Raw genomic sequence first — 26,045 nt, forward strand, 5'->3', positions numbered from 1 at the left:
AAACATCGTTCGATTGCTGGTTTTTTAGCAGGCGTATTTTCTTCACTATGTGCGTATCAACTTTGCCAAAAGAATAAGCCTAAAATTCATGTGATTAAATCTTTGGCTTATCCGTAACTGGGGTTAAGTTTAAGCTATGACAGAGGCTGTGAATTTCAGGAATATTTGTTACAGCTTGACGAAAGTTTATGTTTAATGGGTGATTAATTTTTTTACCAAGTATTTCTGAAAATATAGCAAATATGTTCACGCCTTCATTGGTTTTAGGTTTTACCTGAATTACTCCTTCAGTGCCAAGAGGTAAGTTTAAGCCATGATGCTCATGAACTGTTTCAAGCTCAATTTTGTTATAAGAAAGGAAGCATTTAACTAAGTTGAGCATTCCATAGTATAAAAGAGTGGCTCTTGTAGGCAGTAAGACACTATTAGCTGCTTTGTAAAAGGACTCTGCAAGAGAAGAAAAATATAATGCACGTTCGAGAAAAACTTTATTTTCACCACGGCTTTTTGATATTTTTTGTTGGAGATGTGAGTTAATTAACGACCATGGATCACTAGTTAATATTTGTTGATCACCAGCGTTTAAATTTGCAAAAGAAAATCTTAATTTATTATATTTAAATAGAGCTATTTCACCCTTTTCTAACTTACTCATTTTTACCCACATAAATAAAACCCCACTAATTTATAGCGGGGTTTCTTTTAATTTACAAGTAATTAAGACTTTAGTGCTGCAACACACTTACATCTGCAACACGTGTAAATAAATCACGTAACTGCGCGAGTAAACGTAAGCGGTTGGCTTTCAACTCAGCATCATCTGCCATCACCATGACACTGTCAAAGAAGGCATCAATAGGCGCACGTAATGCAGCCAATTGAGAAAGTGCAGTGGTGTAGTCTTTTGCTGCCAATAATGGCTCAACCACAGGTGTGATTTTTGCAAGTTCAGCGAATAATGCTTTTTCTGCATCTTCTACCAAGTTTACTTCAACGACAGTACCTTCAGGCGCGGTTTCTTTGGCTAAAATGTTGGCAACACGCTTGTTTGCAGCAGCCAATGCAGCCGCTTCAGGCAAGGCACGGAAGTGATTTACTGCATTCACACGCTTATCAAAATCTAGTGGAGATTTTGGTGATAAAGCTTGAACGGCTTGAATCACATCTACCGCAACACCTTGATCTTCGTATTTCGCACGGTAACGACCTTCAAGGAATGCGACTGCATCTGCCAAAGTCTTGTCGTGGTCTTTCAAGACATCACCATAAGCAGCCAAGGCTAGTTTAATTAAGTCTTCAATTGAAACATCTAAACCGTTTTCTGTTACAAGGCGCAAAATACCAATCGCAGAACGACGCAATGCAAATGGGTCTTTAGAACCTGTCGGTGCTTGACCAATACCAAAAATACCTGTGAGCGTGTCTAAACGGTCTGCAAGGGCAATCGTCGTGCCTGTTTTGGTTTTAGGAAGCACATCACCCGCAAATTTAGGTAAGTATTGTTCACCCAGTGCTTCTGCAACTTCGTCATTTTCACCTTCAAGACGTGCGTAGTAAGTTCCCGCAATCCCTTGAAGTTCTGGGAATTCACCCACCAATTCAGAGGTTAAGTCGCATTTTGCAAGTAAAGCAGCTTTTTCTGCATCTTGCGGATTTGCACCCGTAATTGGCGCCAAAGCAACAGCCAGTTTGGCAATGCGTTCAGACTTGTTCCAAAGTGTGCCCAATTGCGCTTGGAAAACCATGTTGGCCAATTTTTCTTTGCGTGATGCAAGTGGTTGTTTTTGGTCTTGCAAGAAGAAGAATTCAGCATCAGACAAACGTGGGCGCACCACTTTTTCATTACCTTCAATAATTTGAGTCGGGTCTTTAGACTCAATGTTTGAAACGGTAATGAAGTAAGGCTGTAATTTGTTTTCAGCATTCACCAGACAGAAATACTTCTGGTTATCCTGCATGGTAGTGATCAGGGCTTCTTGAGGAACGGCAAGGAAGCGTTCTTCAAAGCTGGCACGTAAAGCTACCGGCCATTCAACCAGTGCAGTGACTTCGTCACGTAGATCCGCAGGAACAATTGCAATCGCATTCACTTCATCCGCTAATGCTTTTACTTGCTGATCAATGATCGCTTGACGCTCTTCAAAAGAAGCGACAACGTGCGCTGCTTTTAACTTCTCAAGGTATTCATCTGCATGTGCAAGGGTGATTGCTTCAGGTGCATGGAAACGATGTCCATAAGTGACATTACCTGCCTGATGGTCTTGAATCGTTGCTTCAATTACTTGATGATCTTTAAGTAAAACGACCCATTTTACTGGGCGCACAAATTCAGTACGGCTTGCAGCAGAACGCATACGTTTTGCAATTGGCAGGTTGTCCAATGCTGTTTGTAAAATGTGTGGCAATAACGCATCAAGGCTTTGACCTTTCACGTCTTTTAAGTAGCACACTTTTTCAACTTTACCTGCTTGGAATGTAGATACTTGATCTACAGTAATGCCTTGACCGCGCATAAAGCCTTCAAGGGCTTTGGTTGGTTTGCCTTCGGCATCGTAAGCAGCTTGAACAGCAGGGCCGTCAAAGCGTTTTTGTGTGTCTGCTTGTGCGGCATCAACATTAGCAATTTTAAGTGCCAAGCGACGTGGTGCTGCATAGGCTTCAATTGCATCAAAAGCCAAGCCTGCATCTTTTAAACCTTTTTCAGTTTCTGCAAGTAGTGCATCACGTAAGGTTTTTAAGCTTTTCGGTGGGAGTTCTTCGCAACCGAGTTCAAATAAAACTGTATGTTTAGACATTATTTGCTTTCCTCAGTATTTTGCGCTTTGGCTTCCGCTTCAACCTGTGCTTTTAATTGTGCCAAGACTTCATCACGTAAATGTGGTTCAGCCATTGGGAAGCCTAATTTTGCACGTGCAGCCACATAACTTTGTGCAATAGAACGTGCCAAAGTACGGACACGTAAAATATAACGCTGACGCTCAGTCACAGAAATTGCACCGCGCGCATCCAAGAGGTTAAAGCAGTGAGATGCTTTAATCACTTGCTCATAAGCAGGTAGCGGTAATTCTGCTGCAATTAAACGGCTCGCTTCTACTTCATAGAAGTCAAACAGTTCAAACATTTTTTCTACAGGTGCGTATTCAAAGTTATAGGTCGATTGTTCAACTTCGTTTTGATGGAACACATCGCCATACGTTACAGTACCAAACTGTCCTTTAGTCCAAACCAAGTCGTAAACTGAGTCTACACCTTGCAAGTACATTGCCAGACGTTCAAGACCGTAGGTGATTTCGCCTGTTACAGGGTAGCACTCAACACCACCGACTTGCTGGAAGTAAGTAAACTGAGTCACTTCCATGCCGTTTAGCCATACTTCCCAACCCAAGCCCCAAGCGCCAAGAGTTGGAGATTCCCAGTTATCTTCTACAAAGCGAATGTCATGCACCAATGGGTCAATTCCAATTGCTTTTAAAGAATCTAAATACAACTGTTGAATGTTGTCTGGGTTTGGTTTCAGCACCACCTGAAATTGATAGTAGTGTTGTAAGCGGTTCGGGTTTTCGCCATAACGACCATCTTTAGGACGACGAGATGGTTGTACATACGCCGCGTTCCATGTTTCTGGACCTAAAGCACGTAGGAAAGTGGCAGTGTGGAATGTCCCTGCACCCATTTCCATATCGTAAGGTTGTAAAACGACGCAGCCCTGCTCCGCCCAGTAGTTTTGTAAGGCAAGAATTAAGCCTTGAAAGGTATCAATATGCGATATGGCGCGACTCATGGTCATCCACTTAAAATTAGAGAAAAATTGTGCTCAATTATAAGGATTTTGCGGGGTGCTGGCAAAGGTTAAAGCACAACTAGCGGTTGGTTGTTTGGGGTTTTACAAATTCACTGATAAATTAAAGATATAAAACAAATACATCTTACTGAATGATTGCCTTATAATCTTGTCCAATTGTCACCACTGGATTGCCTGCCCGTGTTTCATTCACAACTTGATTGGCTGAATACGCTGAAACCCAATTTTAAAGTATTGCCGTTAAAAGAACGCCTACTTTGTGGTTTGGGCGCATTATTGGGTTTGGCATTATCTTCCCTGATCAGTTGGTGGGTGTTGGGCGATATTAACGCATGGTATATCGCGCCAATGGGTGCATCTTCGGTATTGTTGTTTGCTGTGCCTGCCAGTCCTTTGGCGCAGCCGTGGAATATTGTAGTTGGGAACAGTATTGCAGCAATTATGGGCGTGAGCTGTGCTTTATATATTCCAAATTTAACCGAAGCCTTTAGTGTGGCTGTGGCTTTATCTATTTTCTTGATGATGACCACCGATTCGCTGCATCCACCGAGTGGAGCAGTGGCCATTACCGCAGTGCTTGGCGGAGATGCCGTGCGTGAGCTGGGTTATCACTTCATCTTTTATCCTGTGCTGCTTAATTCAGTTTTGCTGATGGTGATTGCAATTGTATTTAACCGCATGATTGGCAAGCCTTATCCTCAAACGCCACAGTTGAATCAACGTACCCAAGACCCAACGCCTACTCAAAAAGCCACTATTCAGCCGCAAGATATTCAAGATGTTTTAGATGCACAAACCCAGTTGCTAGATATTAGTGAATACGACTTACAAAAAATCATTTTAGAAGCGCAACACAAAGCCAGTGAACGACAAACTCAAGCACTGACTTGTGCCGATATTATGAGTAAAGATGTGGTCAGTTTGCAGCAAGATGAGGATATTCACAGTGCTTTAGAAAAATTCAAACACATGAATTTAATGAGTTTACCTGTCATTGATACAGAGCAACATTTGGTTGGAACTTTGGCGCTGTATGAAGTAGTGGAATGGTTTAAACACGCAACAGATTTGCCGTATAGCTGGAAACATCAAGTGAAACATATCATGTTACGCCAAGTGGTCACGGTGCAACCGCAACAGAGTATTCAAGACCTTGTGCCGTACTTTGTCGAGCGCTCTTTTAACTACATTCCTGTGGTAGAGCAGCAGCGTTTGGTGGGGATCATTAGCCGTGCCGATATGATTGCCGTCTTGAATCAACAGCTTGCTGTAAAGACCAATTAATAGACTCGCATTGTCGATGTGTATTCAACACGACTCAATCCTGAAATGCTGTGACTTTTAAAATATATTGCAGGTTGAAAGGCAAAAAAAAGCTACGATGCTTGGGGGAGCAATCGTAGCGAAAAAGAAGAAAGTTGTGTGAATAGGGTGGTGTCTACAAGTGAATCGGTAAATGATTCAAGCCTATGAATCTTTAAATATGGTCAGTCTTTAAAATTTCAATACCGTTTATCGGTCTTGATCAGGATTGACCGTGCGCACAGGTCTTGTGTAGCCCTGAGTATAGTTTGTTGTATTCGACTGGTTTTGTTTAGGGATCACCAACCACAACACCAAATACACCAAAATGCCAGGAAAGGCAGCGCTCATCACGGAAACAATCACAAAAATTAAGCGCAGTAAATTTGCGTTCCAACCAAAACGTTCAGCAATACCACCCATGACCCCAGCAATCATATTTGAGCGGTTAGAGCGATATAAACCAACATTGGCCATCTAATTCTCCTTAAGAGATCTAAAATTCAAAATAAATACAGGCTGATGTTTAGCTTCACAGCACATCATCTATATATAAAATAAAAATGGTGATGCACTTGGGTTTTTAAAGGGCGGTAAGCAAGGCAATTAGTAAAGTTATGTAACATTTGGTGTTGCTTAAACCAGCATCCACCTAAAATATCCTAAAGAAGCGATGGGCAGAGTAAGCGCTTGACCACAAAGGATTGAGGAAAAGCATGGCTTACATCGAGCTGCCTATTCAGTGGTTTGAATAGGACTGAGTATTCAGTCTGGTCACTCTATATGAGGGATAGTGTGTCAGCTAAATCAAATATTTGCGCAGTTTCAATATGGAGTGCAGTGGCATTGCTTGGATGCGATGATTCACAACTTGAGCAAGCTGCCGTGCAAAAATATACAGAACAGGCAGAAACCAAAAGACTGACTGAGGTGGCAGGGCAGGCAATCGCACCCATACAAACGGCTGCAACGGAACATCATATTCCCGAGAATCATCTGACTTATGTGGGACGCTATACCATTCAGATTAGCTGTGAAGATAAGTTTGTTATGTGCGAAAGCGGAAAAGTCGATTATATTCTGACCTTATTGCCTGATGGGACAGCGCATCGTATTTTTGTCAATGCGGGGCAAATCAGTTACGACAATAAAAAAAAATACCGCAAAGATTTATGGTTCTATGATGAAGACGCGCATCAAATTGTGGTGGCACGCGCCTCTGGGGTGAACTTTTACTATAATGTTGATCAAGACCATAATTTAATTATGGATAAAAACAAAATTGCGATTGCAACAGAAAATAATCGTGAATACTTTAAAAGCAATCCCTTACCTTCGCAAAATTATCATTTAATCAGAGCAAGTTAATTGTTGATTCAACTCAATTCTTAGCCCATGAGTGAAAAACTTTTGGGCTTTTGTTTTTTTACATCAAGTTTTTCTTTGGGATGTGTAAAGTATGATTTATCAATGATGGCACATCTTCTACAACTGAATGGAGCAGGGTGTAGTGGATAAAAGTGTTAGTCAAATAGGGCAGAATACGGGAATTGTATAGTAAATTACGAAACTGCATGATCCACAGAATAGTGCTGTGATGACTGGCAATTTAAAGGATTTTTTATAAGGAATGGTGGGTCGTCCGCGATTCGAACGCGGGACCAACGGATTAAAAGTCCGCTGCTCTACCGACTGAGCTAACGACCCAGAGGAGTAAAAATGATGATGATCATTTTTAGAATATCAACCTTGAAGAAGATGGTGGGTCGTCCGCGATTCGAACGCGGGACCAACGGATTAAAAGTCCGCTGCTCTACCGACTGAGCTAACGACCCATCTAAGGTTGATCAAGGAAATGGTGGGTCGTCCGCGATTCGAACGCGGGACCAACGGATTAAAAGTCCGCTGCTCTACCGACTGAGCTAACGACCCTGAACCAGCAATCAAGCAGGCTTGATTGTGAAGTGCAAGAAAAACCAGAGGGTTTTAAGCACCACTTCGTTTGATGGAGCGTATTGTAGCAAGATATGAAGCGAGCGCAAGTAAAAAATAAAAAAGTTGCCTATGTTTGATTATAAATGCAACAAATTTGTCGTATCTAATCAAAAAATAGGCAACCTGGTGGCTTAGAAGCGATATTGATACTGTTGAATATTGTCGTAAATTTCTTGGGTCAGTTCGCAATAAGCAGATTGGTTTGGCAATAATACCAGAATTTTTTCATCACACTGTTTTAAATCAAAACCTTGAGTTTTCAGGGTGTTCTTCTGATATTTAAATGTACCTGTGGTTTGCATTTGCTTTTGAATGCGTAAAAAAACGGGTACTGCATAAGCGGGCATTGCTTTTTTAAACTCCACCAGCATTTGACGCAAGTCTTGTTCATCTAACTGGCAGCCTTCGTTTAAGGTAATCGCAGCCATACCTGCACGACCATTGGTATGTGGGATTTCAACGCCATACACGACAGCTTCAGCAATTTTTTCATAGTCACTGACAATGTTTTCTACTTCTGTGGTGGATACGTTCTCACCTTTCCAGCGGAAGGTATCACCTAAACGATCAACAAACTGGGCGTGACGGAAGCCAATGTCGCGGACTAAATCGCCCGTGTTAAAATAGGCATCGCCTTGTTTAAACACGTTTTGCATCATCACCGCCTTGTTTTTTTCAGGGTCGGTGTAGCCATCAAACGGTGAGCGACGGGTGATTTTTCCAATCAATAAGCCGACTTCGCCTTTTTTGACTTTCATGCATTTGCCTTTGGCATCGCGTACGGGTTCATTTTTTTCTTTATCAAACTGAATGACCGCATAAGGTGTCGGTGAAAAACCAACCGTGTTGTCAAAGTTAAACACATTGCTAAAGCCGACGTTGCCTTCGCTAGACGCATACAGTTCCAGAATTTCCTGAACGCCAAAGCGTGTTTTGAATTTGCTCCAAATATTAGGACGCATGCCATTGCCAATCATTTTGGTCACACGATGCCCACGCTCTAAATCAGAAGCAGGCGCATCCATTAAATAACGGCACAATTCGCCCACATAGCCAATCGCAGAGGCATTGAATTTGTGTACATCTTGCCAGAAGCATGAAGTGGAGTATTTTCTACGGATGGCAAAGGTGGCACTGCCTGCAATTACGCCACACCAGCACACCACAATACCTGTGGCATGGTACAGCGGCAGAGTGCAGTACATCACATCATCCTGATTTAAACCCAAGACATGACCATAGGTACCATAAGCCAACGTCCAACGGCTATTGGTGAAAATCACCGCTTTAGGCAAGCCTGTTGTACCTGAGGTATAGATATAAAACAGCCCATCTTTGCTCTGTACCGACTGTGTGGTGGCAGGATTAAAGCTTGGGAATGATGCAATGCATTGCGCTAAATTTTGAAAACCTTCAGGCGCAGTGCCGGCATCGGTACGGGTATTTTGATCTGCAAACCAATACAGACGATTTTCTGCAAGTTCAAGTTCTTGGCGAATATCGGCAATGGCTTGGCGACATTCTTCCCCCACAATCACGGTAATTGGTTTGACTAAATTGATGCTGTGCGCCAAAACTTTGGCAACTTGTGCGGTATTGACCAAAGCCACGGTAACGCCAATTTTTGCTAAGCCAATGACACTGGCAATTAATTCAGGGCGATTTTCCAACATCACCGCAATGACATCACCTTTACGTGCACCTATGCTTAAATAGTAATGGGCAATTTGGTTGGCCCAAGCATTGAGCTGTAAATAGCTGTACTGCTGATCTTCAAACACTAGTGCACAGCCATGCGGGTTACGATGCACGGCTTTTTCAAATGCTAGACCTAAGCCTGCAGGCGTGTTGGGTGTGCGTAAATAGGCTTGCTTTAACCCTGTGATCAGGTGAGGCACTTTAGTCATAAACTGCGGAATTTTTGCCGCAACATCCGTTAAGCCAATTAAATCGCTTTTTGTCATCTGGTTCATAAGAATCCTGTTTTTGTCATCATCCGTTGCATCTGCACAGCATCACGTCTTGTTGTTTTGTAATCCCTAAGTCCTAGTGCAATCAACCTAATTTTTCAGCTTTGTTAGGTGTTTTTAGAAAAGCTGTTAAAAATCAAAAACACCTAAGTTCAAATTAGCTCGCTTAAATTTAAGTCAGCACCGCGTTGGCTCTAAAGTAGCAAAAAAAATCCAGCCATTAAAATGACTGGATTTTTTTATTCCGCTGCAAAAGTGCGAATTACGACTCAGTTGGCGGAGTTACTTTTTTAGGTGGACGGCCACGTGGACGACGCGGACGCGCAGTTTTCTCTTTCTCTGCTTTGTCCTGTTCAGATTCAGCAGTTTCGACTGGGTCGTCTACAGCCAATTCCGCTTGTACAGGTGCGACCACTTCAACGGCAGTTTCTTCTTGCGCTGCTGCAGTTTCAGTGACAGCTTGTGCAAGGTCGTCTTGCGCGTTCAACTCAGGCTGAGTAGCTTCAGTTGTAGCCACTGCTTCAGGGTTTACTTCTGTAGTTGCTTCGACTTCAGTGCTTACTGTTGCAGACGTTTCTACCGTAGAACTTGCTTCTACAGATCCTTCTGTAGCTGCCACAACTTCAGTCGTTGGCTCTGCTGCAGGTGTGCTTTCCGCTTCAGCTTTTTCTACTGCCTGTGCTTGCTTGGCTTGTTCCAATGCTTGCTCAGCAGCTTGTTTGGCTAAACGACGACGCTCACGCGGATCGTTGGCAACACGCTTATCTGACACTGGTTTTGGTGGTGTTAGGTCTAACACAGGTGCAGGCTCAGCTTCAGGAGCAGCTTTGGCAACTTCCACATCACGAGTGACAGGTTTTTTCTCTGCCACAGGCGCAGTGCTAACAAGGCTTGCAGCATACTCGTCAGTGAACTTCTGCAAAGCACGATTGAACGTTGGAATTAAACCAAACTGTTCAATCAGAACTGAACAATCTTCGCCATATACGTGGCGAATCAGGCTACCAATGCTGTATTGCGCTAAAGTTGGCACCTGTGAAGGTGTTAACTTTGGTGCAGTTACTTGCTGCGCTTGACCTTCACGTTGCTGACGACGACGCTGACGCGGGTCATTGCTGGCACGTTTTGCAGGCGCAGTCGGTTGTGCTTGAGCTTCCGCAGGTGCAGCTGTTTCTTCTGCAACAACGGCTGCAGCTTCTACCACTGCAACAGCTTGAGTTGGTTCAGTAACCGTTTCAAGCACAGTTGCTTCTACTGCTGTCACTGGTTCAGCCGCTACTGGCGCAGCATTCAATGCCACAATTTCAGTTTGAGCTTGATCGACATTCACTACCAAAGCCGTCGTGTTGAACTCTTGACGCGGTGCATCAATTAAGTCCACTTTTGGCTGATTAGAAGCCACTGCGGTAGGTGCTTGCTCATTCAATACGCTTGGGTCGCGGTGACGATTTGGGCGTTCTGGACGAGGCTGGTTACGACGGTCACGACGTGGCACGGCATTTTGCTGCTCATTGTTATTTTGAGCTTCTTGCTGCTGCGGTGCTTGGTCATTGCTGTGCTGACGACGAGAATTGCGTTTGTTTTCACGCGCTTCCTGACGTTGCTCCTGACGCGACATCTGAACCACTTCTTCATGCACTTGATGTTGTTGATTGTCGTGCTGAGTTTGTGGCTCACGTTGCTCTTTGTGCTTGTTGTTATTGTTGTTGCTATGACGCGGCTTTTTGTTGTTGTGACGAGGAGCCGGTTTGTCTTCACGTTCAGCAGATTTCTCTGCAGAGTCACGTTCAGTTTTTTGTGCCACTGTCGATGGTGTAAGGTATACATTTTGACTGCTTGCAGCAGGGGCAGCAGATGCAGTTGCAATTTGACCAAACTGACCACGGCTCACGGCACCGCTATTTACCATTTGCTCAATGGCTGCTGCCGCATTGTTGGCACTACGTGCTTGATCAATGGTGCTGGCTTGCTTTTGAACAAACAGGTTTTCTAACCATGCACATGGGCTTGCAGCTGTTGTGGCTGCCGCAGGTGCAAGCTGCTGTTGTGCAGATGCTTTATTTTGCTGTGCTGCTTGTGGTTTTCTTGCAGAAGTTTTTTCTGCCGCAGGTGCTGCAGCGTGGCTGTGCGATTGATCGGCTTCTTCTAAATGCCATTCAGAAGATTCATAACCCAACTCTTTTTCGCTTGAACGAGTTGCTTCAGTACGTTCATAGCTGGTTGGTGCAAAGCCTTCAGGATTATACGAAATTTCGTAATGCGGGGTTTCTAAGTGTGGGTGAGGTAATACAGTCACACGCACATTTGAAGTTTGCTCAAGGTAAACCAGACTGTGACGTTTTTCATTCAGTAAGAATGCTGCAATTTCAACAGGTACTTCGACTTGAACTTCACCATGACGTTCACGCAGGGCAATTTCTTCCACTTTACGCATAATTGAAAGTGAAAGAGAGCGTAGGTCACGTACCATGCCTGTACCGTGACAGCGTGGGCAAACGTAACCAGTCGCTTCTTCAAGTGATGGACGTAAGCGCTGACGGCTCATTTCCATTAAACCAAAACGTGATAATTGACCAAATTGAATACGTGCGCGGTCACTTTGTGTTGCTTCACGAAGTTTGGCTTCAACCATACGTTGGTTGCGGTCTTTGGTCATGTCGATAAAGTCGATGACCACCAAACCACCGATGTCGCGTAAACGCAATTGACGCGCAATTTCTTCGGCAGCTTCAAGGTTGGTATTAAGCGCAGTATCTTCAACATCTTGACCACGGGTAGACTTAGCCGAGTTGATGTCAATTGAAACTAATGCTTCAGTTTGGTCAATGACAATTGAGCCGCCTGAAGGCAATTTAACTTCACGCTCATAAGCTGTTTGAATTTGGCTTTCGATACCAAAATGCGCGAATAGCGGCTCATTTAAAGTATAGGTTTTTAGCTTGTCTAACTGACGTGGCATCACGGCTTTTACGAAGTTATAGGCTTCGTTATAAGCTTGTTCTGAGTCAATTAAAATTTCGGCAACATCATCACGTAAGTAGTCACGAATCGCACGTGTCACCACACCTGCTTCTTGGTGTACCAACATTGGCGATGGGCCAGAGCTTGCGGTGTTTTGAATTTGCGCCCAAAGGTCAAGCAAGTGTTGTAAATCAAGCTGTAATTCTTCTTGTGAACGACCAATGCCCGCAGTACGTACAATCACGCTCATGCCGCGTGGCACGTTTAAAGATGCCAACATTTCTTTGAGTTCTTCACGCACAGAACCTGAAATTTGACGACTGATACCGCCACCTTTCGGGTTATTTGGCATAAGCACTAAATAACGACCAGCCAAAGAAATGAAGGTAGAGAGCGCAGCACCTTTGTTGCCACGTTCTTCTTTTTCTACCTGTACCAAAAGCTCAGTGCCTTCAGTGATCAGTTCACGAATATTAGAAGTTTGGCGAGGGTCGGCTTTGTAATAAGAGTTTGCGATTTCACGCATCGACAGGAAGCCTTGGCGACCTGCACCGTATTCAACAAATACGGCTTCTAAAGAAGGTTCTACACGGGTCACATGACCTTTGTAGATATTCGATTTTTTTTGTTCACGGGTACGATTTTCTAAATCGAAATCGTAAAGACGCTGACCAGTGACAAGTGCAACGCGAATTTCTTCGGCATGTGTTGCATTAATCAACATACGTTTCATGGGTGTAACACCTAATAGTGATACACAGCAAAAAATCGCTAGACACGTAGCGAACATCAAGCATCACGGATCAACTGCTCAGATCTCAAAAAAACCAATTGTGGTCTGAGCTTTTTTTACCGGCCTTTTTGTGTGGGGCTGCGGTGTATGATTCACGTATTGATGATGGCAATACGGCTTTAACCTTTAAACGGATAAAGTCACCTGATCGCTTCACTGGCGGACGAGCGGTGTATTGGATGTGTGTAACTTTCACTGTCACATTGCTCGAAGATCATCTCTTCTTTCATAGATAGAGTGTCTTGATACGGAATTATCGTCGTATCTTTACAAATTGTGCAGATCCAATACATCAAACGCTTTAGCCTGAAGTGGTTTTCAGGGTGCGACTAATCTGATGTGTATCAGTTTACGTTTAAAAACCAACTAGAGTTGGCGACATATTTTTTCAGGCAAACTGATTTATGTACCTGAGGTACAATTAAACGCAACAGTTTGCTTTTTTGCCGATATAATAAGCCTTCGGCGTCGGCATAATTCTTTTGGGACCTGCTCGTATGTAGTGGGATGTTGGTTGATTGCTCTATTTCAGAAAAACCTGAAAAGATTCAACGTGAACCCACTGACGATGGTTTCCGTGCGCTGACTATATCAAACCTTGCATCATCTGCCTATGGGCTAAGCTTATGTTTCTTGTGTAAAGCATAGCCTAAATGATCAGTTTTTAATCAATTTTAGTATTTTATTAGGTCTCTTAACTGTATGAATTCTACCCAACAATGGCAAAGTGTCACTTGGTTTGAAGTGGATGAGCATCAAGCGGGTCAACGCATCGATAATTTTTTGTTTAGTCGTTTAAAAGGGGTGCCTAAAAGTCGCATCTATCGTTTGATTCGTGAAGGGCAGGTGCGGGTCAATAAAAAGCGCATTAAAGCAGAAACCAAACTGAATATTGGCGATCAAATTCGTGTGGCGCCGATTCGCTATGAACAAAAAGACGACAGTGCTGCTCCAATTTCAGACAAGGTGGCACAGGGTTTATTGAGCCGTGTGGTTTATGAAGATGAAGGCTTGATGGTGGTGAATAAACCTTCGGGCATTGCAGTCCATGGCGGCAGTGGCGTTGCCTACGGGTTGATTGAAGGCTTACGTGCTGCGACAGGTAAAAAATATTTGGAATTGATTCACCGTATTGACCGTGATACTTCAGGCTTGGTGATGATTTCCAAAAAACGCAGTACCTTAAAAACCCTGCAAGATTTATTGCGCGAACATAAAATCCAAAAAACTTATGCTGCGATTGTCAAAGGGCAGGTGAGTTTGGATCAACAATTGATTGATGCGCCGTTGCATCGTTATGAATTGGCGAATGGCGAACGTCGTGTACGTGTATCTAAAGAAGGTAAAGAGTCTAAAACCCAGTGGAATGTGGCTGAGCGTTTTATGCATGCAAGCTTGGTATATGCTTCGCCGTTGTCAGGACGTACCCATCAAATTCGTGTGCATGGTTTAAGCATTGGGCATCCGTTGGTGGGTGATGATAAATATGGTCATCAAACTGAATATCGGGGTCCTGCGCCACGTCGTTTGTGCTTACATGCCATGCGTTTGGAAATTCCAGGCTATCCTGTGATTGAAGCGCCTTTACCTGAAGATATGCAGAGTTTGGTGGCGCAGTTGAGAGCGCAAAAGGCGGATAAGCCGACGGCGCCACCTGAGTTTTAATTTTTGTAACTCTCTGTTGTGCGATAGCAGCTTGCTTCTTTTTAAAGATGAGGAACATTGTTTCGCAAAAAGGAGATGAGGTTTTCAGGGGTAATTCACTGCCACATTTTAAAGTTTTTAATTTAAATTTTTGGTGTATAGGCTATGCCTTACTTTTCAAAGATGAAAAGTAACAAAAAACTTTTGTTTCGCTGATGGAACATCTCTGTGCCACAGCGAAACGGCGACATCCATGTCGCCCTTCGCGTATCGAATATTTGTTGTGATATATGTGCTGATTCTTGGTCGTTTATCCTTTTGAGTTAAGGTAAAGCGAGGGAATTTAAAAGCCGAATCAAATCTAGGAATCTAATATGAACAAACCTGTAGAACTCATCATTTTTGATTGGGATGGCACCTTATTTAATTCCGTCGGTCAAATTGTGGCGAGTTTGCAATTCGCAGCACAACAATTTCAGCAACCCCTGACCGATGCTGCGGCTAAAAGTATTATTGGTTTGGGTTTGCCTGAAGTGGCACAGCGTTTATTTCCTGAAGTGCCAGAGCTGCATCAAGCGATTTTGCAGTGCTATTCAGAACACTATGTCGAACACTCAAAAACCGATGCTTGGTTTGAGGGTGTGGCAGATATGCTCGATGAGTTGTCAGGTTTGGGACTGAAATTGGCAGTGGCAACAGGCAAAAGCCGTAAAGGTTTAGACCGAGTGTTGGCGCAAACCCAAAGTCAGGATTTGTTTGTGGCGACACGTGCTGCAAGTGAAACCAAATCTAAACCTGATCCTTTAATGCTGCAGGAAATTTTGAGCAGTACCGATGTGCAGGTCGGGCAAGCGATTATGGTGGGTGACACTTCTTACGATTTAGAAATGGCACAAAATATTGCTATGCCGCGTGTAGGCGTGAGTTATGGCGTGCATAGTGTAGAGGTGTTGCAGCGTTATCAGCCTTTAACCATTGCAGATGATGTGCCGAGTTTGCATGATTTTTTAGTGCAGCAATATCGTTTACGTCAGGCGAGTTAAACCCAGTAAAACAATTTAGATGAATTTGAAATTAGAGTAACTTGAAAAATTTCAGGTTGCTCTTTTTTTATGTACTTTTGGGAGCGTCATAAAAAGGCTTAGCTTTTAGTCTAAAGTTAGGATTAAGACATTTTAAGATTGCTGCGAATTGCCGAGTCAATGACTCGGAAAATAATGTCATAGCCTACAGACAACTGTTTTGCTTGCTTTTTATAAAAATAGATTAATAGCTAATAGCTATTGAAAAAAAGAAAATAAGTATTGGCATAAACCCGCCATTTTTCCGATTCTTAATCAGTTTACATACCTCTGAGCTGGATAGCTTGTCCTGAGAATGGACAAGATCGGGGTCATCATCCCTATTTTCTATTATTACCTTTCCAACATCTCGGGGTATATGCCCAATTTTTGCAGTTTAAGGAAACATTGATGTCGAATTCTGCTGTTGTTGAATCAGTTGCGCAAGCATTACGTACTGCCGAACTCTCTCAAACTGCGATTGCGCCAATCCGCCCAGAACTTGGTGGTGAAAGTGCTGACGTAGATATTGCCTATGCCGTTCAAGAAGTGAATACCGAACGTGCCTTAAAAGAAGGTCGTCGTTTGGTGGGGCGTAAAATTGGTTTGACCTCTAAAGTGGTTCAAGCACAACTGGGTGTAGATCAGCCTGACTTTGGCATGTTGTTTGCCGATATGGCTTATGGTGATGGTGAAGCGATTCCTGCAGGTTTGCTGATTCAGCCAAAAGTAGAAGCAGAAATTGCATTGGTGATTAACCAAGATCTAACCAAAGAAAAACACACGTATGCGGATATTATCAGCGCGACTGAATATGCCTTGCCTGCCATTGAAGTGGTCGATAGCCGTATTGAAAACTGGAAAATTAGTTTGATTGATACCGTGGCCGATAACGCATCTTCTGCTGCATTCGTTCTAGGTTCAAAACCAGTCAAGCTAGAAAATCTGGATTTGGTGAACTGCAAAATGGTGATGACCCGTGGTGAAGAAGTAGTTTCTCAAGGCGTGGGTAAAGCTTGTTTAGCAAATCCATTAAACGCTGCCGTGTGGTTAGCCGATGAAATGGTGCGCCGTGGTCGTCCATTGTTAAAAGGCGACATCATCTTAACTGGTGCTTTAGGTCCTATGGTTGTTGCACAGCCAGGTGAAGAATTTAAAGTCGAAATTGAAGGCTTTGGTTCAGTGACAGCTGCGTTTGCTGCGGAATAAATCGAGATTCTAAGAGAGTACATGCATGAAAAAGATTAAATGTGCAATGATCGGTCCAGGTAATATTGGTACAGATTTGCTTTATAAATTACAACGCAGTGAATGGTTAGAGCCTGTGTGGATGGTGGGAATTGACCCAACCTCTGAAGGTCTAGCTCGTGCGGCAAAAATGGGTTTAAAAACCACAAGTGACGGTGTAGATGGTCTTCTTCCTCACGTACTTGAAGATGACATTAAAATTGCTTTTGATGCAACTTCTGCTTATGTGCATGCAGAAAATAGCCGCAAACTGAATGAGCTTGGCGTGTTGATGATTGACTTAACGCCTGCGGCAATTGGCCCATTCTGCGTACCGCCAGTGAACCTTGAAGCATTGCTTGAAGCGGGCGAAGTGCCAAACGTCAACATGGTGACTTGTGGTGGTCAGGCAACAATTCCTATGGTGGCTGCAGTTTCTCGCGTTCAACCTGTGGAATACGGTGAAATTATTGCAACGGTATCAACTAAATCTGTGGGGCCGGGTACACGTAAAAACATTGATGAATTTACCCGTACAACTGCAGGCGCGATTGAAGAAGTTGGCGGTGCAAAACAAGGTAAAGCCATCATCATCATTAACCCAGCTGAGCCACCATTAATGATGCGTGATACCGTTCACTGCTTGGTGGAAGGTGAGCCAGATCAGGCAGCGATTACAGCATCTGTGCATGCCATGATCAAAGAAGTGCAAAAATATGTACCGGGTTACAAACTTGTAAACGGCCCTGTTTTTGATGGCAACCGTGTTTCAATTTTCTTGGAAGTTGAAGGTTTGGGTGATTACTTGCCTAAATATGCAGGTAACCTAGACATTATGACTGCAGCGGCTGCACGTACTGCAGAAATGTTTGCAGAACACGTTTTCAAAACTGCTGAAGCTTAAGGAATACCAAAATGTCTAAGATTATTATTAATGATATGACTTTACGTGATGGTATGCACCCAATGCGCCATCAAACCACGCCAGAGCAAATGGTTGCGATTGCCACTGCTTTGGATGATGCAGGTGTGCCTTTAATTGAAGTCACACACGGTGATGGCTTAGGTGGTAACTCTGTGAACTATGGTTTTGCAGCCGCTACTGATGAAGAATATCTGAAAGCAGTGATTCCAAACCTGAAACAGGCAAAAGTTTCTGCACTATTACTGCCAGGTATTGGAACAGTTGATCATCTGAAAATGGCGCATGATGTAGGCGTGGCAACCATTCGTGTGGCGACACATTCGACTGAAGCAGACGTTTCTGAACAGCACATTACTGCAGCACGTAAACTGGGTATGGACACTGTGGGCTTCTTGATGATGGCGCACATGGCTTCTCCTGAAAAATTGCTCGAAGAAGCACAAAAAATGGTGTCTTACGGTGCAAACTGTATCTATGTAACAGATTCTGCAGGCTATATGTTGCCTCAAGATGTGACTGATCGCGTAGGTATTTTACGTGCCAACCTCGCCTCAGACATCGAAATTGGTTTCCATGGTCACCATAACTTGGGCATGGGCGTTGCGAACTCTGTATCGGCTGTGACCGCAGGTGCAACCCGTGTTGACTTGGCTTCGGCTGGTTTAGGTGCAGGCGCAGGTAATACACCACTTGAATTGTTTGTAGCGGTCGCAAACCGTATGCAAATGGAAACAGGTGTGGACTTGTTTAAAGTGCAGGATATTGCTGAAGACTTGATCATTCCAATGATGACGCATCAAATTCGTGCAGACCGTGATGCAGCAACTTTAGGTTATGCAGGTGTTTACTCATCGTTCCTATTGTTCGCAAAACGTGCCGAAGCAAAATATGGAGTATCTGCGCGTGAAATTCTACTTGAGCTTGGTCGTCGTGGCACGGTGGGCGGTCAGGAAGATATGATTGAAGACTTGGCATTGACTATGTCTAAAGCACGTGAAATGCAAGCCTAAGTTTTTAATATAAAGCAGGCTTGAATTAAGCACTCCAAATGCGTTTGGGGTGCTTTTTTATGCTGTGAAAGATGTAAAATGTGCTGAATTTTGTGCTGATTAAAATGTTTTTCTTATAAGTTGGGTTTATAGAAAATAACGCTAACACATGGGTTTAAAGTTAAAAAAGATTAATCCTTCACATGATGCAAAAAATAACAGCGTTTTTCACCTAAATTAAGCAGTGAATTCAAATAAAAATTCATTTAGTGAGGATTTTGAGCTTAATTTTTTATCGTTAAAAAGAATTAAAAAACTTGGAAAAAAGCTGCTCGATACAGAAAGTGCTGAATTTGTAGAAAAGCTTAATACTGTGGTCGGATTTTTTTCATGACAAGAGTTTTGCATGATGCCCAGATTCGCTTATTGGATGAATAGGAAAAACGCATGCATCGTCACAATTTATGGATAGTACTTTTTGCTGCGACAGCAACTTTAGGGACAACTGCAACTCAGGCAGATTTTATTGACGACAGCAATATTCAACTTAAATTTAAGAATTTTTATTTAGATCGTGAATATGCTCATGAAGCAGGACGCTCAGTTACTCCGGGTTATGGAAACTGGACTCAAGCTGTAACTTTAGATGCCAAATCTGGCTATCAAGATATTGGTGCAGGCATTCAAGTCGGTGCAGATTTATTAGCTCAATATGCGATAGGTTTAAAATCACGTGGTGAAGTGAATGATATTCACATGCCTTTTAACTATACCGAGAAGCGTACTGAGCGTGATAATGCAAAAGTTGGTGCAACTCTAAAAGTTAAATTTTCTGAAACTGAATTAAAAGTAGGTGACTTATTACCAATGTCACCTGTGGTGTTTTTTGACCCATCGCGTCAATTGTTAACGACTTATAGCGGTGCATGGTTAGAATCAAAGGATTTAAAAGATACTAAATTAACTTTGGCTTATTTAGATGGTATTAATGCACGTTATGATAACCAATACCAAGATTTTACGTTGTTCCCTCAAAATAATTTTTCTGCTGCTGAAGCGAATAAATTAAGCACAGACGATGGCATGTATCTTGTGGGAGTAGATCATCAATTTACCCCTAAAGTAGGTGGAAGTTATTGGTATGCGGATGTAACCAACATCTATCAACAACATTATGTCGCTGCAAACTATAAAACGACTTTGGCTGAAAAAACTAAGCTGGATACCCATGTACGCTATTTTGACAACAGCGAATCGGGTGACAAGCTGTATGGCAATATTGACAGCCAGGCCGTGTCTGCGGGTGCAAAAATCAACAATGGGATGCACACTGTACAGTTAGGTTATCAACAAATGTTTGGTGAGCACGGTACAAAAGCCCCAATGTTCCCGACCTTGGGCGGGTGGGTGCCGCAGCCTTACTTAGACAACTGGTCTGTGGCGAGCTTCATTCGTAAAGATGAGCGTTCTTGGAGTTTGGGTTATACCTATAATTTTGCCGATGTGGGTGTATCTGGTTTAACAGCGACAGTACGTCATTTTCGCGGTGATAATATAGATGGTACTTACCATAAGTTAACCAACAATGCTGGTCAGTCGCTTAAAGAGGGTAAAGAAAACGAAACGAATGTAATCGTAAATTATGTTGTGCCTGAAGGTAAACTTAAAGGACTTGGTTTTCAGTACATGTTCATCGATACCAACTTTAACTTTGCGAATGACTTAGAAGAACACCGTATCGCCACGACTTACACTTATAAATTCTAAAGCTAGATAAAAATCAGAGCGGCTTTTTATAGTCGCTCTTTTTTTAATATTTACTGAATAAATACCTTATATAAATTAAGACTTTTATTTTATTAAAGTTATAAAATTCAAAGAGTTGTTTAATCGTTTTTTTATGGGTTGTGATCGTAAATTTGTATCAGTTGATGCTGTGTGAACAGGTAATATAAGCCTGTAAAAAGTAATGTTGAATGAGTCCACTTGACGTCAAATTCTATACCTAGAGCCAAACGCAAGCTAAAGACTGTACGAGGAGTATATATGAGCACTGTTCAAATCCCTGACTATACAACAGATCCATTCTTTGGCTTAGAAGATAAATGGATTGAAACAGCAGAAGGCGAATTAACGCATTATCATGAAGTGGGTGAAGGTACACCTATTCTATTTTTACACGGTTCAGGTACAGGCGTATCGGCTGCTGCAAACTGGTGGTTAAACTTGCCACAAATTGGTGAGCAAGCACGTTGTATCGCCATTGATACCATCGGCTATGGTCAAACTGTGGTTGCACCGGGCACACAATATGGCATCCGTGCATGGGTAGATCATGCTGTACGTACTTTAGATGCATTGGGCATTGAAAAAACTTGGTTGGTGGGTAACTCGTTGGGTGGCTGGTTGGCATTCCAGTTGGCATTGGATTACCCAGAGCGTGTTCTTGGTATTATCTCAATGGGTACAGGCGGTGCAAAACAGACTGCAGCCCTCAAAGCGCATGCAAATCCTGTATTGACTGAAGAAGGCATTAAAAAGACGCTTTCAATGTTCGTGGTAAATAAAGACTTGATTACAGATGAGTTGGTCAAAGTCCGTTTTGCTTCTGCAAAAAATGACTATGCTTCAGACCGTTTAATGGATGTTGTGGGCGCGCGTGACCGTGACCGTTTCGAGTTCCCACTCGACTTTGACAAAATGAAAGACATCACTGTGCCTGTATTGCTGATTCACGGTACGCAAGATGTGGTGATTCCAGTATCGCGTACATGGGATATTTTAAATATTGTGCCACATGCCGATGCACACATTTTCAGCCAATGTGGTCACTGGTCACAGGTTGAAAAAGCGGAAGAATTTAACACTGTGATTAAAAACTACTTAACTGCACGTGGCGTAAATTAAGCGCAGTGAGGTAAAAAAGGATGGCAATTTGCCATCCTTTTTTATGGATGTTTTATGTACCCAATTTAGTGCTGAATAAAGCTCGCGACCAAGTTAATGCAAATTGCCAAAATAGTGGTATTAAAGCTATAAGCCAAAATAATATGTAGCGTGTTCAGTACCCGCATGGGTTGTGAGCTAATCGAGACATCGGCGGTTTGTGCAGATGTACCAATCACATAGCTGAAATATAAAAAGTCAGGATAGGTTGGATGCGACGTCTTGGGAAAATCCAAACCACCTTCTTGCTGCTGTTGCAGTGCCAAATAATAGTCATGCGCATAGTGAATCGCAAAAATGGTGTGCATAAAAAACCAAGCACATAAAATAGTGGTAATGGATAAAATAAAATGTCCCATGCGCACAAACTCACTTTGTGCAAATAAATTCACCTCGACAATGATCGCAATAAAGCACATCACTAAGGTTAGAAATACCAAGAATAAAATCAGCCATTTGCTGGCATCTTGTTGTTGGGCACGTTGTAAAATATGTGCATGATCGCTGTGCCACAAACTGCGCATGGTTAAAACCAAATAGCAGGAAATCGCGATATTCCAGCTAATCAATAAACAGCTTGACCATGACCATGCAGTGAGGGTCTGAAAAATAGCATACAGCACAATGGTAATCACAAAACTGATAAAAAAATAAGGACGATATTGAATCCCTGTTTTCATTCTGCTGAAGGGTGTTTTTATCATTCTTGATCCTTTCTGGATGTGCAATCTAAAGGTGTTACTGCCTGTTATCATCGGCTTAATTTTAGAAAATAGCGATGGGGTGCCTATTTTAACTTATTAGACTTAAGTTGTAATTTGCAGGAAATGTGGTAGCGAAGCGAGGAAAAAGCAGACTGCAAAAATGCGAATGTTTGAGTGTAAGAATGAGCAGTAGTTCAGAAAAAGATTAAAAAAATAAGTTTAGACTTAAGTCTAAAGCTTTGTTTTAGCATTTAGGATGCACAAAAAAAGTGCTTACTACATCAAGCAGCAAGCACTTTTGAAAGGTTGAAAAACGCGAGTGGTTTTAGAATTATTGTTCGCGGTTGATGTCCAAATAGAACACACGTGTGAGCAGTTCCATAAATTTCTGTACCGCAGCGGAATGGCTGTTTTTGCCGTAGCTGACGTACAAATCTAAATGCGGAAGTTCTACATCAAGTGGGCGGATGACGGTATTTTCCATGGTGAGGGGGGCAACATAGCCCGGTAAAATGGTGCAGCCCAAGCCCATACCAATCGAGTTGATATTAAATAAAATGTTGTCAGCTTTTTGCACAATGTTTAGTTCAATGTTGTGCTGTTTGGCAAAATCGACAATCAAGTGATGCAGATTATAAGAAGCCTCTGCCGAAGGAATAATAAAATCAATGCCATTCAATGCTTTGACAGGAACGCGTTCGTATTTTGCTAACGGATGATCTTTGGGCAAAATAAAAATCAGTGGTTCACGCAGTACAAACTGGCTTTCAATTTCATCACTGTTGATATTGTGACGGGTAAAGGTGATGTCGAGTTCACCTTTTTTAATCATTTTCATTTGCTCAGTGTTGTTTAGGCTCAGCAATTCAATTTTTAAATCTGGGTTTTGTACTCGTAAATTAGGCAGTACAAAAGGGAAAATTTTCATTTCTGCCACAGGAACAAAGCCAATGCGCAGCATTTGCTGTTTGGCTTGTGACACCTGACGCGCCATGGCAACCGCTTTGTCGGCTTGCGCCAAAGTCAGACGCGCCTGTTCTAAAAATACAGCACCTTCTTCGGTTAGCTCGACTTTACGTTTGGTACGGTTGAGTAGCTTAACGCCGACATCTTCTTCTAAATCTTTAATTTGCTGACTCAGCGAAGGTTGAGCCGTATAAAGTTTAAGTGCGGCTTTACTGAAGTTGAGTTCTTCAGCAACGGTAATGAAGTAGCGAAGGTGACGTAATTCCATACAACCATTCCAAAGATTAATTCAAAATATGTCTAATTATAGATTAATAAAAGAATGATCTATAAACAACTATTCGGTGAGAATTATTGTGTCATTCACGAAGTAAATAGGGTTTCATCATTATGCAACGATTTAAATGCAAAATATAATGCTGGATTAATCTATAAAAACTATTAATTGAAACAAAAAAAATATTTCACTAAACGTCCCTAAAAAACCATTATCCATCAAAAGTTGAGTCTATTTACTTTGTGCCGTTGTTGGTCACAGGAGAGCTTTTCATGAGTGGAAAAATTGATGTGCGCGAAATCGACGCTTTGGTCGATGCACAAAATGGACGTATCACTCCATCTATTTATACAGATCCAGATATCTACGAATTAGAACTTGAACGTGTGTTCGGCCGTACGTGGTTGTTCCTGTGTCATGAAAGCCAAATTCCTAAAGCTGGCGACTTCTTCAACACCTACATGGGTGAAGATCCAATTATTGTGGCACGTCAAAAAGACGGTTCAATCAAAGCATTTTTAAACCAGTGCCGTCACCGTTCTATGCGTGTGAGCTTTGCAGACTGTGGTAATACCCGTGCATTTACTTGCCCATATCACGGTTGGTCTTACGGTATTGATGGTTCACTCAAAGATATTCCTTTAGAAGAACGTGCGTATCCACAAGGTGCTTGTAAAGAGCAATGGGGCTTGGTGGAAGTGAACCGCGTGAAGTCTTACAAAGGCTTGATCTTTGGTTGCTGGGATGAAACCACTCCAGACCTAGAAGAATATATGGGCGACATCGCTTGGTACTTAGATGGCGTGATTGACCGTCGTCCGGGTGGTACTGAAATTATTGGTGGCGTACACAAGTGGGAAATTGACTGTAACTGGAAATTTGCTGCAGAACAGTTTGCTTCTGACCAATATCACGCTTTGTTCTCACACGCCTCTGCCATTCAGGTACTTGGTGCAAAACCAGATGATGACAGCACCAAACAATTAGGTGCAGCGCAAACAGCTCGTCCTGTTTGGGAAACTGCCAAAGATGCAATTCAGTATGGTTCACGTGGTCACGGTTCAGGTTTCTTCTTTACAGAAAAACCAGATGCAAACGTATGGGTTGATGGTGAAGTTGCCAATTACTTCCGCGAAACTTACGAAGAAGTGAAAGAGCGTTTAGGCGAAGTACGTGCTTTACGTCTTGCAGGTCACAACACCATGTTCCCAACACTGTCTTGGTTGAACGGTACTGCAACACTGCGCGTATGGCATCCACGTGGTCCAAACAAAACTGAAGTATGGGCATTCTGTATTGCCGATGCTGAAGCACCTCAAGACGTGAAAGAAGCATTTGAGCGTTCTGCAACACGTGCTTTCGGTCCTGCAGGTTTCTTAGAGCAAGATGACTCTGAAAACTGGATTGAAATTCAAAAAGTATTGCGCGGCTATAAAGCACGTCAAAACAAGCTCATTGTCGAAATGGGTAAAGGCAACGAAAAAGTACGTGAAGATGGTATTCCAGGAATCACCAACTACATTTTCTCTGAAACTGCAGCACGTGGTATGTACCGCCGTTGGGCAGACTTGCTGATCCATGAAAAATGGGAAGACGTTGAAAAAGCAGCTGACGAATACGAGAAGGAGCTAATGAAATGAGTCAAATCAGTTTAGAACTTCAACATGAAGTGAGCCAATTCTTGTATCGCGAAGCAAAATTGCTGGACGACTGGAAATTCCGTGAGTGGTTAGACCTCATGGCAGAAGACATTTCTTATACCTTGCGTACCACACCAAATGCGCAAACCCGTGACCGTCGTCGTTCAGTTGAACCACCTACAACTTGGGTGTTCAACGACAACAAACACTTGCTTGAGCGCCGTGTTGCACGTCTGGAAACAGGTATGGCATGGGCTGAAGAACCTCCGTCACGTACCACGCATATGGTCAGCAACGTGATTGTTGAAGCGACAGAGGTCGAAGGTGAATACGACGTACACGTAACTTACTTGTTGTACCGTACTCAAAAAGAGAAAGACGTGACTATTTACTGTGGTAAGCGCCATGACAAAATCCGTCGTGTTGAAGGTGGCTTAGGCTTCCAGATCTTCAACCGTAAGATTGTACTTGACCAAGTAACCTATAACTCACACAACCTGAGTGTATTCTTCTAATGAATAAAATCTTTGTTTGCCAAGTTGACGAATTAGACGAAGGCGAAGCGTTAAAAGTGGATTGCGGTGTGAACGGTATTGAAGCACTGGCAGTATTCAACAACGGTGGTGAGTTCTTTGCCATGAATGACCGTTGTTCACACGGCAATGCCTCAATGTCTGAAGGTTATCTTGAAGATGATGGCACAGTTGAATGCCCACTGCATTCTGCACGTTTCTGTTTAAAGACTGGTCAAGCATTATGCTTGCCAGCCACCGACCCGATTCAAACTTTCCCTGTGGTGGTTGAAGACGGCGCGTTATATGTAGAAATGGCAGGAGAGTAAGC

Annotated in this window: 20 protein-coding genes, 3 tRNA genes and 1 pseudogene; 13 read left to right on the plus strand and 11 right to left on the minus strand. The window is 42.7% G+C overall.

Annotated elements, in window-relative coordinates:
- Window positions 1-117, plus strand: a pseudogene (locus FTU98_RS09515) (IS982 family transposase); the annotation flags it as partial.
- Here the strand turns inward: FTU98_RS09515 and FTU98_RS09520 are convergent.
- From FTU98_RS09520 to glyQ, 3 genes are all read right to left on the minus strand, one after another.
- Window positions 95-655, minus strand: a complete 561-nt coding sequence (locus tag FTU98_RS09520) for a YaaC family protein (protein WP_180009116.1) — start codon at window positions 653-655, stop codon at window positions 95-97. The pseudogene FTU98_RS09515 and the gene FTU98_RS09520 overlap by 23 nt on opposite strands.
- A 70-nt stretch (window positions 656-725) precedes the next feature.
- Entirely contained in the window at window positions 726-2,795 is a 2,070-nt protein-coding gene (gene glyS / locus FTU98_RS09525) for a glycine--tRNA ligase subunit beta (protein WP_179996344.1), read from the minus strand.
- Window positions 2,795-3,781, minus strand: coding sequence for a glycine--tRNA ligase subunit alpha (gene glyQ, locus FTU98_RS09530; RefSeq protein ID WP_004976017.1), 987 nt, complete (start codon window positions 3,779-3,781; stop codon window positions 2,795-2,797). Before glyQ ends, glyS begins: the two co-directional genes overlap by 1 nt.
- A 201-nt stretch (window positions 3,782-3,982) precedes the next feature.
- Here glyQ and FTU98_RS09535 point away from each other — a divergent pair, with 201 nt between their 5' ends.
- Entirely contained in the window at window positions 3,983-5,086 is a 1,104-nt protein-coding gene (locus FTU98_RS09535; RefSeq protein WP_131261074.1) for an HPP family protein, read from the plus strand.
- Between the two features lie 228 nt (window positions 5,087-5,314).
- Here FTU98_RS09535 and FTU98_RS09540 read toward each other — a convergent pair whose 3' ends face one another.
- Complete coding sequence (locus FTU98_RS09540) at window positions 5,315-5,581, minus strand: PspC domain-containing protein (RefSeq protein ID WP_131261073.1); 267 nt, start codon at window positions 5,579-5,581, stop codon at window positions 5,315-5,317.
- Between the two features lie 363 nt (window positions 5,582-5,944).
- On the opposite strand from FTU98_RS09540, the gene FTU98_RS09545 reads away from it, so the two are divergent.
- Entirely contained in the window at window positions 5,945-6,472 is a 528-nt protein-coding gene (locus FTU98_RS09545; protein ID WP_225530221.1) for a hypothetical protein, read from the plus strand.
- A 263-nt stretch (window positions 6,473-6,735) separates the two neighbouring features.
- On the opposite strand, the gene FTU98_RS09550 is transcribed toward FTU98_RS09545, so the two are convergent.
- The 5 genes from FTU98_RS09550 to FTU98_RS09570 all read right to left on the minus strand — a co-directional run bounded on the left by FTU98_RS09550 (window position 6,736) and on the right by FTU98_RS09570 (window position 12,763).
- Window positions 6,736-6,811, minus strand: a tRNA-Lys gene (locus FTU98_RS09550).
- Between the two features lie 52 nt (window positions 6,812-6,863).
- Window positions 6,864-6,939 (minus strand) — tRNA-Lys (locus FTU98_RS09555).
- A 21-nt stretch (window positions 6,940-6,960) separates the two neighbouring features.
- Window positions 6,961-7,036, minus strand: a tRNA-Lys gene (locus FTU98_RS09560).
- A 194-nt stretch (window positions 7,037-7,230) separates the two neighbouring features.
- On the minus strand, window positions 7,231-9,072 hold the full coding sequence (locus FTU98_RS09565; RefSeq protein ID WP_180051340.1) for a long-chain-acyl-CoA synthetase: 1,842 nt from the start codon (window positions 9,070-9,072) through the stop codon (window positions 7,231-7,233).
- A 259-nt stretch (window positions 9,073-9,331) separates the two neighbouring features.
- On the minus strand, window positions 9,332-12,763 hold the full coding sequence (locus FTU98_RS09570; protein WP_180009112.1) for an Rne/Rng family ribonuclease: 3,432 nt from the start codon (window positions 12,761-12,763) through the stop codon (window positions 9,332-9,334).
- A gap of 762 nt (window positions 12,764-13,525) precedes the next feature.
- Between FTU98_RS09570 and FTU98_RS09575 the strand changes: the two genes are divergently transcribed.
- The 7 genes from FTU98_RS09575 (at window position 13,526) to FTU98_RS09605 (ending at window position 21,576) form a co-directional block, all read left to right on the plus strand.
- On the plus strand, window positions 13,526-14,488 hold the full coding sequence (locus FTU98_RS09575) for an RluA family pseudouridine synthase (RefSeq protein WP_154321085.1): 963 nt from the start codon (window positions 13,526-13,528) through the stop codon (window positions 14,486-14,488).
- A 353-nt stretch (window positions 14,489-14,841) separates the two neighbouring features.
- Window positions 14,842-15,510, plus strand: coding sequence for an HAD-IA family hydrolase (locus tag FTU98_RS09580; RefSeq protein WP_154321084.1), 669 nt, complete (start codon window positions 14,842-14,844; stop codon window positions 15,508-15,510).
- A gap of 429 nt (window positions 15,511-15,939) precedes the next feature.
- Window positions 15,940-16,737: a 2-keto-4-pentenoate hydratase gene (locus tag FTU98_RS09585; RefSeq protein WP_004976036.1), complete on the plus strand. Its 798-nt coding sequence runs from the start codon at window positions 15,940-15,942 to the stop codon at window positions 16,735-16,737.
- A gap of 25 nt (window positions 16,738-16,762) precedes the next feature.
- Complete coding sequence (locus FTU98_RS09590) at window positions 16,763-17,659, plus strand: acetaldehyde dehydrogenase (acetylating) (protein ID WP_004976037.1); 897 nt, start codon at window positions 16,763-16,765, stop codon at window positions 17,657-17,659.
- A gap of 11 nt (window positions 17,660-17,670) precedes the next feature.
- Window positions 17,671-18,690, plus strand: coding sequence for a 4-hydroxy-2-oxovalerate aldolase (gene dmpG / locus FTU98_RS09595; protein ID WP_096901305.1), 1,020 nt, complete (start codon window positions 17,671-17,673; stop codon window positions 18,688-18,690).
- A gap of 426 nt (window positions 18,691-19,116) precedes the next feature.
- Window positions 19,117-20,436, plus strand: coding sequence for an OprD family outer membrane porin (locus FTU98_RS09600; RefSeq protein ID WP_179989465.1), 1,320 nt, complete (start codon window positions 19,117-19,119; stop codon window positions 20,434-20,436).
- A gap of 279 nt (window positions 20,437-20,715) precedes the next feature.
- Entirely contained in the window at window positions 20,716-21,576 is an 861-nt protein-coding gene (locus FTU98_RS09605) for an alpha/beta fold hydrolase (RefSeq protein ID WP_004976044.1), read from the plus strand.
- A 65-nt stretch (window positions 21,577-21,641) separates the two neighbouring features.
- Here the strand turns inward: FTU98_RS09605 and FTU98_RS09610 are convergent, their stop codons facing one another.
- Window positions 21,642-22,319, minus strand: coding sequence for a DUF1345 domain-containing protein (locus FTU98_RS09610; protein ID WP_096901303.1), 678 nt, complete (start codon window positions 22,317-22,319; stop codon window positions 21,642-21,644).
- Between the two features lie 331 nt (window positions 22,320-22,650).
- Complete coding sequence (gene hcaR / locus FTU98_RS09615; protein ID WP_104853006.1) at window positions 22,651-23,553, minus strand: DNA-binding transcriptional regulator HcaR; 903 nt, start codon at window positions 23,551-23,553, stop codon at window positions 22,651-22,653.
- Between the two features lie 281 nt (window positions 23,554-23,834).
- Here hcaR and hcaE point away from each other — a divergent pair, with 281 nt between their 5' ends.
- Genes hcaE through hcaC form a run of 3 tightly spaced genes read left to right on the plus strand, consistent with a single transcriptional unit; the run spans window position 23,835 to window position 26,043 of the window.
- On the plus strand, window positions 23,835-25,202 hold the full coding sequence (gene hcaE / locus FTU98_RS09620; RefSeq protein WP_167845746.1) for a 3-phenylpropionate/cinnamic acid dioxygenase subunit alpha: 1,368 nt from the start codon (window positions 23,835-23,837) through the stop codon (window positions 25,200-25,202).
- The gene (gene hcaF, locus FTU98_RS09625; protein ID WP_104853007.1) at window positions 25,199-25,717 is read left to right on the plus strand and encodes a 3-phenylpropionate/cinnamic acid dioxygenase subunit beta; all 519 of its coding nucleotides are present in this window, start codon (window positions 25,199-25,201) and stop codon (window positions 25,715-25,717) included. The genes hcaE and hcaF overlap by 4 nt, the downstream gene beginning before the upstream one ends.
- Window positions 25,717-26,043 (plus strand): 3-phenylpropionate/cinnamic acid dioxygenase ferredoxin subunit, encoded by a 327-nt coding sequence (gene hcaC / locus FTU98_RS09630; RefSeq protein WP_004976057.1) that lies wholly within the window; start codon window positions 25,717-25,719, stop codon window positions 26,041-26,043. The genes hcaF and hcaC overlap by 1 nt, the downstream gene beginning before the upstream one ends.
- Window positions 26,044-26,045 lie beyond the last annotated feature (2 nt).

The organism is Acinetobacter sp. YH12211 (assembly GCF_013418015.1).
GTDB lineage: Bacteria > Pseudomonadota > Gammaproteobacteria > Pseudomonadales > Moraxellaceae > Acinetobacter > Acinetobacter towneri.

Coding starts and splice junctions, on each gene's coding strand:
- FTU98_RS09610 (WP_096901303.1), bottom strand. CDS start 22,319: ATGATAAAAACACCCTTCAGCAGAATGAAAACAGGGATTCAATATCGT.
- glyQ (WP_004976017.1), bottom strand. CDS start 3,781: ATGAGTCGCGCCATATCGCATATTGATACCTTTCAAGGCTTAATTCTT.
- FTU98_RS09570 (WP_180009112.1), bottom strand. CDS start 12,763: ATGAAACGTATGTTGATTAATGCAACACATGCCGAAGAAATTCGCGTT.
- FTU98_RS09590 (WP_004976037.1), top strand. CDS start 16,763: ATGAAAAAGATTAAATGTGCAATGATCGGTCCAGGTAATATTGGTACA.
- dmpG (WP_096901305.1), top strand. CDS start 17,671: ATGTCTAAGATTATTATTAATGATATGACTTTACGTGATGGTATGCAC.
- FTU98_RS09585 (WP_004976036.1), top strand. CDS start 15,940: ATGTCGAATTCTGCTGTTGTTGAATCAGTTGCGCAAGCATTACGTACT.
- FTU98_RS09520 (WP_180009116.1), bottom strand. CDS start 655: ATGAGTAAGTTAGAAAAGGGTGAAATAGCTCTATTTAAATATAATAAA.
- FTU98_RS09575 (WP_154321085.1), top strand. CDS start 13,526: ATGAATTCTACCCAACAATGGCAAAGTGTCACTTGGTTTGAAGTGGAT.
- FTU98_RS09600 (WP_179989465.1), top strand. CDS start 19,117: ATGCATCGTCACAATTTATGGATAGTACTTTTTGCTGCGACAGCAACT.
- hcaE (WP_167845746.1), top strand. CDS start 23,835: ATGAGTGGAAAAATTGATGTGCGCGAAATCGACGCTTTGGTCGATGCA.
- FTU98_RS09580 (WP_154321084.1), top strand. CDS start 14,842: ATGAACAAACCTGTAGAACTCATCATTTTTGATTGGGATGGCACCTTA.
- hcaF (WP_104853007.1), top strand. CDS start 25,199: ATGAGTCAAATCAGTTTAGAACTTCAACATGAAGTGAGCCAATTCTTG.
- FTU98_RS09540 (WP_131261073.1), bottom strand. CDS start 5,581: ATGGCCAATGTTGGTTTATATCGCTCTAACCGCTCAAATATGATTGCT.
- FTU98_RS09565 (WP_180051340.1), bottom strand. CDS start 9,072: ATGAACCAGATGACAAAAAGCGATTTAATTGGCTTAACGGATGTTGCG.
- FTU98_RS09605 (WP_004976044.1), top strand. CDS start 20,716: ATGAGCACTGTTCAAATCCCTGACTATACAACAGATCCATTCTTTGGC.
- hcaC (WP_004976057.1), top strand. CDS start 25,717: ATGAATAAAATCTTTGTTTGCCAAGTTGACGAATTAGACGAAGGCGAA.
- hcaR (WP_104853006.1), bottom strand. CDS start 23,553: ATGGAATTACGTCACCTTCGCTACTTCATTACCGTTGCTGAAGAACTC.
- glyS (WP_179996344.1), bottom strand. CDS start 2,795: ATGTCTAAACATACAGTTTTATTTGAACTCGGTTGCGAAGAACTCCCA.